The sequence below is a fragment of the Pseudomonadota bacterium genome (assembly GCA_023229365.1).
Lineage (GTDB): Bacteria > Myxococcota_A > Polyangia > JAAYKL01 > JAAYKL01 > JALNZK01.
In genome coordinates this window covers 24,229-31,721 of record JALNZK010000059.1, presented here as the reverse complement: position 1 = coordinate 31,721, position 7,493 = coordinate 24,229, and the positions used below count along the sequence as shown (strand labels likewise).

The 7,493-nt window shown below is 69.4% G+C and carries 9 protein-coding genes; 1 reads left to right on the top strand and 8 read right to left on the bottom strand.

What is annotated here, in order from left to right; genetic code table 11:
* From M0R80_19905 to M0R80_19890, 4 genes are all read right to left on the bottom strand, one after another.
* On the bottom strand, nt 1-764 hold a 764-nt coding region (locus tag M0R80_19905), incomplete at its 3' end, for a hypothetical protein (protein MCK9461901.1).
* On the bottom strand, nt 761-1,567 hold the full coding sequence (locus M0R80_19900) for a hypothetical protein (protein ID MCK9461900.1): 807 nt from the start codon (nt 1,565-1,567) through the stop codon (nt 761-763). The genes M0R80_19905 and M0R80_19900, both read right to left, overlap by 4 nt.
* Nucleotides 1,568-1,571: 4 nt before the next feature.
* Complete coding sequence (locus M0R80_19895; protein ID MCK9461899.1) at nt 1,572-2,546, bottom strand: stage II sporulation protein M; 975 nt, start codon at nt 2,544-2,546, stop codon at nt 1,572-1,574.
* On the bottom strand, nt 2,543-3,373 hold the full coding sequence (locus tag M0R80_19890; GenBank protein ID MCK9461898.1) for an RDD family protein: 831 nt from the start codon (nt 3,371-3,373) through the stop codon (nt 2,543-2,545). Before M0R80_19890 ends, M0R80_19895 begins: the two co-directional genes overlap by 4 nt.
* A 98-nt stretch (nt 3,374-3,471) precedes the next feature.
* Here M0R80_19890 and M0R80_19885 point away from each other — a divergent pair, with 98 nt between their 5' ends.
* A complete protein-coding gene (locus M0R80_19885) occupies nt 3,472-4,824 on the top strand; it encodes an amino acid permease (GenBank protein ID MCK9461897.1) in 1,353 nt (450 codons plus the stop codon).
* Between the two features lie 40 nt (nt 4,825-4,864).
* On the opposite strand, the gene M0R80_19880 is transcribed toward M0R80_19885, so the two are convergent.
* Genes M0R80_19880 through M0R80_19865 form a run of 4 tightly spaced genes read right to left on the bottom strand, consistent with a single transcriptional unit; the run spans nt 4,865 to nt 7,455 of the window.
* Nucleotides 4,865-5,125: a type II toxin-antitoxin system RelE/ParE family toxin gene (locus M0R80_19880; protein ID MCK9461896.1), complete on the bottom strand. Its 261-nt coding sequence runs from the start codon at nt 5,123-5,125 to the stop codon at nt 4,865-4,867.
* Nucleotides 5,122-5,334 carry a hypothetical protein gene (locus M0R80_19875; protein MCK9461895.1) on the bottom strand — a complete coding sequence of 71 codons (213 nt, stop codon included), beginning with the start codon at nt 5,332-5,334 and terminating at the stop codon, nt 5,122-5,124. Before M0R80_19875 ends, M0R80_19880 begins: the two co-directional genes overlap by 4 nt.
* 60 nt (nt 5,335-5,394) lie before the next feature.
* The gene (locus M0R80_19870; GenBank protein MCK9461894.1) at nt 5,395-6,243 is read right to left on the bottom strand and encodes a 3-hydroxyacyl-CoA dehydrogenase NAD-binding domain-containing protein; all 849 of its coding nucleotides are present in this window, start codon (nt 6,241-6,243) and stop codon (nt 5,395-5,397) included.
* A gap of 18 nt (nt 6,244-6,261) precedes the next feature.
* Complete coding sequence (locus M0R80_19865; protein MCK9461893.1) at nt 6,262-7,455, bottom strand: thiolase family protein; 1,194 nt, start codon at nt 7,453-7,455, stop codon at nt 6,262-6,264.
* Between the last annotated feature and the right edge of the window lie 38 nt (nt 7,456-7,493).

Below are 7,493 nucleotides of genomic sequence, written 5' to 3'. Positions count from 1 at the left end.
AGCGGCGTGAACCCCGCCTCGTGTACGTTCGATATCCCGGCGAGGTACGCCCACCCGACCGCGATCTTGTAGTCGCCTGCAGCCGCCGCCGCGACGGCGCGCTCCATCATCGTCGCCACCGGCACCGCGGGAAGCTGCGAGAAGCGGATCTCCTCCGGCCCCGCGACGTCGTCGGTTCCGGCGATGGGCTTGTCGGGGCTCCTATCACGCCGCACGATCGCGCGGACGACGAAGAAGATGATCAGCGCGAGCACCGCTGCGCCGACGAGGTACCCGAGCGGCGCGATGGCGGCGCCTATCCCCGGACAGCCGCCGCAGTTTCCGATCGCCCGATCGCAGCCGCAGTTCGGGGCCGGCACGTCGCAACCGCAGTCGGGGCCGCTCGGCGGCGCGCTCGCGGAGCCGCCACCCTGCGAACCGGGCGCCGGACCGCTGCCGCACCCGCCGCTCCCCTCGGGCTTGTTGGCCGGCGCGCGATCCGGCCCGCCCTGGGGCTCGGGCTGGTAGTCGCACCCCTCGTCCCGCTCGCGCGGCTCCGCCCGCTTCGTCTTGGCCCGCGCCTTGCCCCGCTCGTGCGCCAAAGGCTCGCCCTGCTGCGCCTCGTGCTTGGTCCCGCGCAGCCAGTCGTAGTCCGGCGGCCGCGTGATCTCGTCGACCTGCCGGCCGACCTGGTCGTTGTCCGGCCGATCCTCGGCCGAGAGCGTCGGCGCGAGGAGGGCGAGACAGACGAGCGCCGCGAAGGCGCGCAGGGGCTTGCCGGTCACGCGCCCGCCTCCTTGTCGCCCGCAGAGAGCCGCGTCGCGATCCCCTTGAGGCCGAGCTCGATGTCCCACCCCTCGCCGCGGATCCGCGCGTTGAGGTAGAGGAAGAACCAGCTCAAGGTCGCGAGCGGCGAGACGACGAGCGCCGCGAGGAACCACAGGGCGAGCCGCAGCGGCTCGTCGAAGACCTGCGGCGTGAACAGCGCGCCGTCCGGCAGGATGGCGAAGAAGTCGACGACGACGAGCTCGAACGTGATCGCCACGCCGAGCAGCGCCGCGACCATGAAGATCGCGAGGACGATCTCCATGCCGAAGCCGGAGGTCCCGCCGCGCCGCCTAAGGCCCGCGCGCCGCGTCGAGAGCGCCCCTCCGTAGAGCCGCTCGAGCAGCACGATCATCGGGGTGAATCCCCATCGCAGGCGGAGCGTGTAGCCGACCACGATCGGCAAGAGGAGCAACGTCAGGATCTGCTGGCCGAGCCGCCGGAAGAAGAGCCCCGCCCAGAGCGGGCCGTACAGCGCGAGCGCCCGGAAGACGGTCAGGCGCGTTCCGAAGACGATCCGGCTCGCCGCGAGCGTCACCGCACCGCTCGGCAGAGGCAGCGTCAGCCAGAAAAACAGCGCCGCGGTCCACCACCACCCGGTCGCCCAATGCAGCGCAGCCCCCGCGGCGATCAGCGGCACGCCGAGGGCGAGCGTGACCCCGCCGATGACCCGCAGGTGCGTGCGGTAGAACACGAACGCGAGATCGATAGTCTCCGTCGTGCGGCGCGTGCGGATCTCGAAGGTGGCGTCGTCGACGAGCAACCCGTCACGCGTCCTTCCCGCGCACGCCCCGGCCCGCCAGGGAGAGGTATGCGAACACGAGCAGCCAGAGGAAACCGCCCACCGCGAACTTCACGTTCGGGGGCGCGCCCGACGGAGACCAGAAGCCCTCGAGGAACGCCGCGACGAGCAGCATGGCGGCCACGCCGATGATCACGGTCACCATTTCGGGGCCGTGCACCTTGAGGGCGTCGAGGCGCGTCCAGGGCCCGGGGTTGACGAGGAGGGCGCCGAGACGAAGGCCCGTCGCGCCCGCGAGGACGATCGCGGTCAGCTCGAACGCGCCGTGGCCGACCACGAACGACAGGAAGCTCTCCGAGTACCCCGCCGCGCAGATGTACGCGCCGACCGCGCCGCCCATGACGCCGTTGAGGACGAGGAAGAAGATCGACCCCAGCGCGAAGAAGGCGCCGGTCGCGAAGCAGCGGAACGCGATCCCGACGTTGTTGTTGACGTAGAACCCCACCATCATCGAGTCCTCGCCCTCGGAGCGGCCGCCCTGGTGCCCCTCGGCGTACGCCTCGGTGAGCAGCTCGAGCTCCGCGGGGTTCGAGAGGCTGTACGCGACATCCGGATCACGGACCACGGCCGCCGCCGAGAGCGCGGTGGGCACCGCGAAAAGGAGCGCGGCCGCGAGCACGTACCACTTCTGCGCCCGCACGGCGCGCGGGAAGCCGCTCGCGAAGAACGCCGCGAAGCGTCGCGGATCGGGCGCGGTCCGCGGCCGGAACTGCTTGTGCCCGCGGGCCACGATCGCGTTCAGGTACCCCTCGACGTCGTCGCCGAGCTCTTCGGAGCGCGCCCGCGCCAGGTCCGAGCAGGTCATCCGGTAGAGGTGCACGAACTCCTCGAGCTCGTGCTGCTCGAGCTTCTTGGCCCCGGACGACTCGAGGCGGTTGAGCGTGGCCTCCAGCCTGCGCCAGCGATTGATCCGCTCCTCGAGGAAGTCGCGCTTCGTCATGCCGCGCCTCCGGAGCCGGGAGGGCCGCCTATCGACGCCGCGGTGTCGCGCCCGTACCAGGAGGATCGCGCCTCGTAGCCCGCGAGCAGGACGCCCGCGAGCAGCCGCTCCGGGGACTCGCACTCGACCCCGAGCCGGGCGGCAACGGGCTCCGCGAGCACCGCCGCGAGCTCCTCGGCCCGCTCGGCCGAGAACAGGTGCCGCCGCCTGAAGAACTCGTCGACGAGCGCGAGATCGCGATCGCGCAGCCCGAGCCCGGCGAGCGCGCCCGCCGGCAGCTCGACCGGTCCCTCCGGGAGGGGCGGCAGATCGCGCAGCCGCGGCCGCTCCTCGCGGACGACCATCGTGTCCGCGGCGAGATCGCCGAGCCGTCGCTGCGTGCCGGTGAAGAACATCGTGAGCAGCCCGGTCGCGTAGAAGAACGGGAAGATGTCCGCCGCCCGCAGGAGGTTTCGCATCGCCGCGCGCACGAAGTCGATCGCCACGCCGTCCGTGCGCACGACGCGGAGCCGGAGCGCCTTCTTCCCCGGCGTCACGCCGTTGAACATCCACTCGAGGAGCGTGTTGTACAGCCACTCCACGGCGAACAGGAGGACGAGCACGAGACCTGTCGCGAGCCCCTCGGACGCCCACCCCGTCGCGATCATGACGATCACGCTGACGATGCTCACGATGCCGAGGCGGATCGCGAGATCGATGAGGTAGGCGAGCATGCGCGGCGCCGGGCCCGCCACCTCGAAGGTGAACCCGATCTGCTCCGGGGTCTCGACGATCACCTCGGTGGAGATGTGCCGCACAGCTCCTTCGGCCTGCCCGTTCCCAAGCATCCGGCCAGTGTACCTTGGAGCCGAGAACGGACTCAATGGACGGAATGGACGAAATGAACGGAATGGACGGAATGGACGACTGCACCTAGGATTCCTTCATGAGTGCGATACCGCGCACGCCGCAGCTCCTCGGGCCGTGGGCCGCGGCGGCCGTCGTCGCCGGGTCGATCCTCGGCGTCGGGATCTTCATCGGCCCGCCGCAGATGGCGACGGTGTTGGACTCGGAGATCGCCTTCGTCGCGCTCTGGGTGCTCGGCGGCGCAATCGCGCTCTGCGGTGCGCTCTCGCTCGCCGAGCTCGGGGCGGCCCTGCCCCGCTCGGGCGGCGACTACCCGTACCTCGCTCAGCTCTACCCCGCCGGCGTCGGCTTCGCGGCCGGGTGGCTCGAGATCACGGCGGTGTTCCCGGGCTCGCTCGCGACGATCTCCGTCGCGCTCGCCACCTACCAGCTCCCCGTGCTCCTCGGCCCGGTGTACGACATCTCCTTCGACATCGGCGGCCACACCGTCCCCGCAAACGTGATCTGGGCCGCGGCGCTGATAGGCGTGCTCGCGTGCTGCAACCAGCTCGGGCTCCGCGTGTCGGGCCGCCTCCAGATCGCGGTCGTCTCGCTGCCCATCGCGGTGCTCGCCGCGGGGGGTGCGCTCGTGCTCTTCGGCGCGCTCCCGGCCCCGCCACCGGCCGCCGCGACCGCCGCGCCTTCGAATCCCGCCGCGTTCGCGCTCGCGGCCGCTTTTCTGCCGGTCTACTTCGCGTTCTCCGGCTGGTACGGCGCGCTCTACGTCGGCGCCGAGGTCGAACGGCCGGCCCGCACGCTCCCGCGGGCGCTCGTGGGCGGCACACTCGCGGTGCTCCTCCTCTACCTCCTGCTCGACGCGGTGTTCCTCCGCGTCCTCGGCCTCGGCGGGCTCGCCGAGGTGGGAGAGGCCGGCACCGCGGCTGCGCAGCGCGTGCTGGGCGAGCGCGGCTCGTTCGCCATGGCTCTGCTCATCGCCGTCGCCGTGCTCGGCACCTTGAACGGCACGATGCTCTCGGGCTCGCGGATCGCGCAGGCGATGGCCGCGCGGGGCGACTTCCCGAGGTTCGCGGCGAAGTCGAACCGGCGCACCGGCACGCCCTCGGCGGCGCTCTGGATCCAGACCGGTTGGACGCTCGCGCTCGTCGCGGTCGGCGAGGCGAAGACGCTCCTCGACTACACGGTGGGCGCGATGCTGCTCTCGGGGATCCTGATGGTGCTCGCGGTGATCCTCCTGCGGAGGCGCTCACCCGAGCTCGCGCGCCCGTTCCGCGTCCCGCTCTACCCGCTCCCGCCCATCTTCTTCGTCGCGGCGAACACGGCGGTGCTCGTCATCCTCGCCGTCAAGGGGACGATGTCGGTCGCCGCCCCGTTCGCTTGGTTCGCCCTCGCGTTGCTGGCGCATAGGATCTTCAGGCGGAAAAGAGCTCAGTAGGTGTAGAACCCGCGGCCGATCTTGCGGCCGAGTTGACACCTCACCGGCCGCGGTAGATCTCGCGCCGATGACCGATGCGCAGAATCACGACGTCCTTCCCTTCCAGGTCGAACACGATCCGCCAGTCGCCGACTCTCAACCGAAACTGCCCGAGATCGGAGTTGGTGAGCTTCTTCGAACGCCGAGTCGGATCTTCTTGAAGATCAAGAAGTGCCTTCCGGATCCTGCCACGAGCAACGGGATCCAACGCAGCGACGTCGCGTTCCGCGCGGCGCGTGATGACGACTCGGAAGCGGCTCATTCGCCGAAGACCTCGGCGAGGCTTTTCGTGCGGCTGGCGCGCTTGTCGTCACGCGCCTCGCGGATGCTGTCGAGGTATTCTGGGCTCGTCGACGCGAGGAGGTCTTCGATGAACTCCTCCCGCTCCCGCCGCTTCATCCGCTTGATCGCGGCGATGATCAGGTCGGCGCTGAGGCCGACTTCTAGCGTTCTCGCTGTTCCAGTAGACATGGGCTTCACCTCGCCTCCGGCCTCATTCTAGCGCATGGGTGGCTCTCGGGCGAGGACGGATCAGTACGTGTAGAACCCGCGGCCGGTCTTGCGGCCGAGCCAGCCGGCCTCGACGTACTTCACGAGCAGCGGCGACGGGCGGTACTTCGGATCGCCGAGGCCGTCGTGGAGCACGCGCGCGATGGCGAGCACCGTGTCGAGGCCGATCAGGTCGGCGAGCGCGAACGGGCCCATCGGGTTGTTCAGGCCGAGCTTGATCGACTCATCGACGTCCGCGATCGAGCCCACGCCCTCGGTGTGCGCGAAGCACGCCTCGTTCAGGTACGGGATGAGCAGGCGGTTCACGATGAACCCCGGAAAGTCGCGCGCCACGGTCGTGGTCTTGCCCCAGCTCTCGGCAAGCTTCTTCACGGCCTCGAAGACCTTCTCGTCGGTCTGCAGGCCGCGGATCATCTCCACGAGCTTCATGACCGGCACCGGGTTCATGAAGTGCATCCCCACGACCTTCTCGGGCCGCTTCGTCGCCGCGGCCATGAGCGTGATGGAGATGGACGACGTGTTGCTCGCCAGGATCGCCTCGGGCCCGCACGCCTCGTCGAGCCCTTTGAACAGCTTGATCTTGAGATCGATGTTCTCGGTCGCCGCCTCGATCGCGATGTCCGCGTCCTTGAACTCCGCGACGCTCGCCACCGGGTGGAGGTTGCCGAGGATCTTGTCCATCTCGGCCTTCTCCATCTTCCCCTTCTCGACCGCCTTGCCGAGCCGCTTGCCGATGTCGGCCTTCGCCTTCTCGCAGATCTGCAAGTTGAGATCGGCCATGTAGACGTGGCACCCGGCCGCGGCCGCCACCTGGCAGATCCCGGCGCCCATCTGACCGGTCCCGAGCACTCCGACTTTCTTGAACTCCATGACGTCCCTCCTGCGCGCCTAGACGCGCTCCACGATGAGGGCGTTGCCCTCGCCGCCGCCGATGCACAGGGTTGCGAGCCCGTACTTGCCCTTGTTCTTCTCGAGCACGTTGAGCAGCGTCGTCAGGATGCGCGCCCCGGACGCGCCGATCGGGTGGCCGATGGAGATCGCGCCGCCCAGCGGGTTGACGATCTCGATGGGGAGCTTGTACTCGCGCATGGCGAGCAGGGTTACGGCCGCGAACGCCTCGTTGATCTCCCAAAAGCTGATGTCCTTCGCCTCGAGGCTCGCGTTCTTGAGAGCGTTGCGGATCGCGATCACCGGCGCCACCGGGAACCTGCGCGGCTCGACCGCGCCGAAGCCCCAGGAGACGATCCGCGCCATCGGTTTCAGGCCGTGCTTCTTCACGCCCTCTTCAGTCGCCATCAGGATCGCGGCACCGCTGTCGTTGATGGATGACGCGTTGCCCGCGGTCACCGAGCCGCCGTCCTTGTTGAACGCCGGCTTGAGCGCGCGCATCTTCGCCTCGTTGAACACCTTTGGCCCCTCGTCCTCGATAAATGTAATCGGATCGCCCTTCTTCTGCGGGATGATCACGGGCGCGATCTCGCTCTTATTGAGCCCCTCCTTGGTCGCTCTCTGCGCGCGCGTATACGACTGCACCGCGTAGTCGTCCTGCTGCTCGCGCGTGACCCCCTCCTCCTTGGCCGTCAGGTCGCAGCACATGCCCATGTGGATGTCGTTGTAGACGTCCCACAAGCCGTCGACGACCATCATGTCCACGAGGCCGTTCTTCGGTGTGTTCATGCGGTAGCCGCTGCGCGCCTGGGGCAGCGCGTAGGCGGTGAGGGTCATGTTCTCCATGCCGCCGCCGATCGCGACGTCGATCTCGCCGAGCGCGAGCGCGCGGATCGCCATGATCGTCGCCTGGAGGCCGGAGCCGCACACCTTGCTGATCGTCGTGCACGGGGTGCCGATCGCGCCCTCCGCGCCGAGCCACGCCTGCCGGGCCGGGGCCTGACCGAGCGCGCCGGAGAGCACGCAGCCCATGTACACCTCGCCGACCGCGTCCGGCTTGATGTTCGCGCGCTTCATCGCCTCGGCGATCGCTATCGCGCCGAGCTTGACCGCCGGGACGCCCGCCAGGCTGCCGTTGAAGCTCCCCACCGCCGTGCGGGCCGCCGAACAGATGAAAACTTCCTTCCTCGACATGGGTTCCTCCTCGCTGATGTGCAGGCGACCAAAGCGCC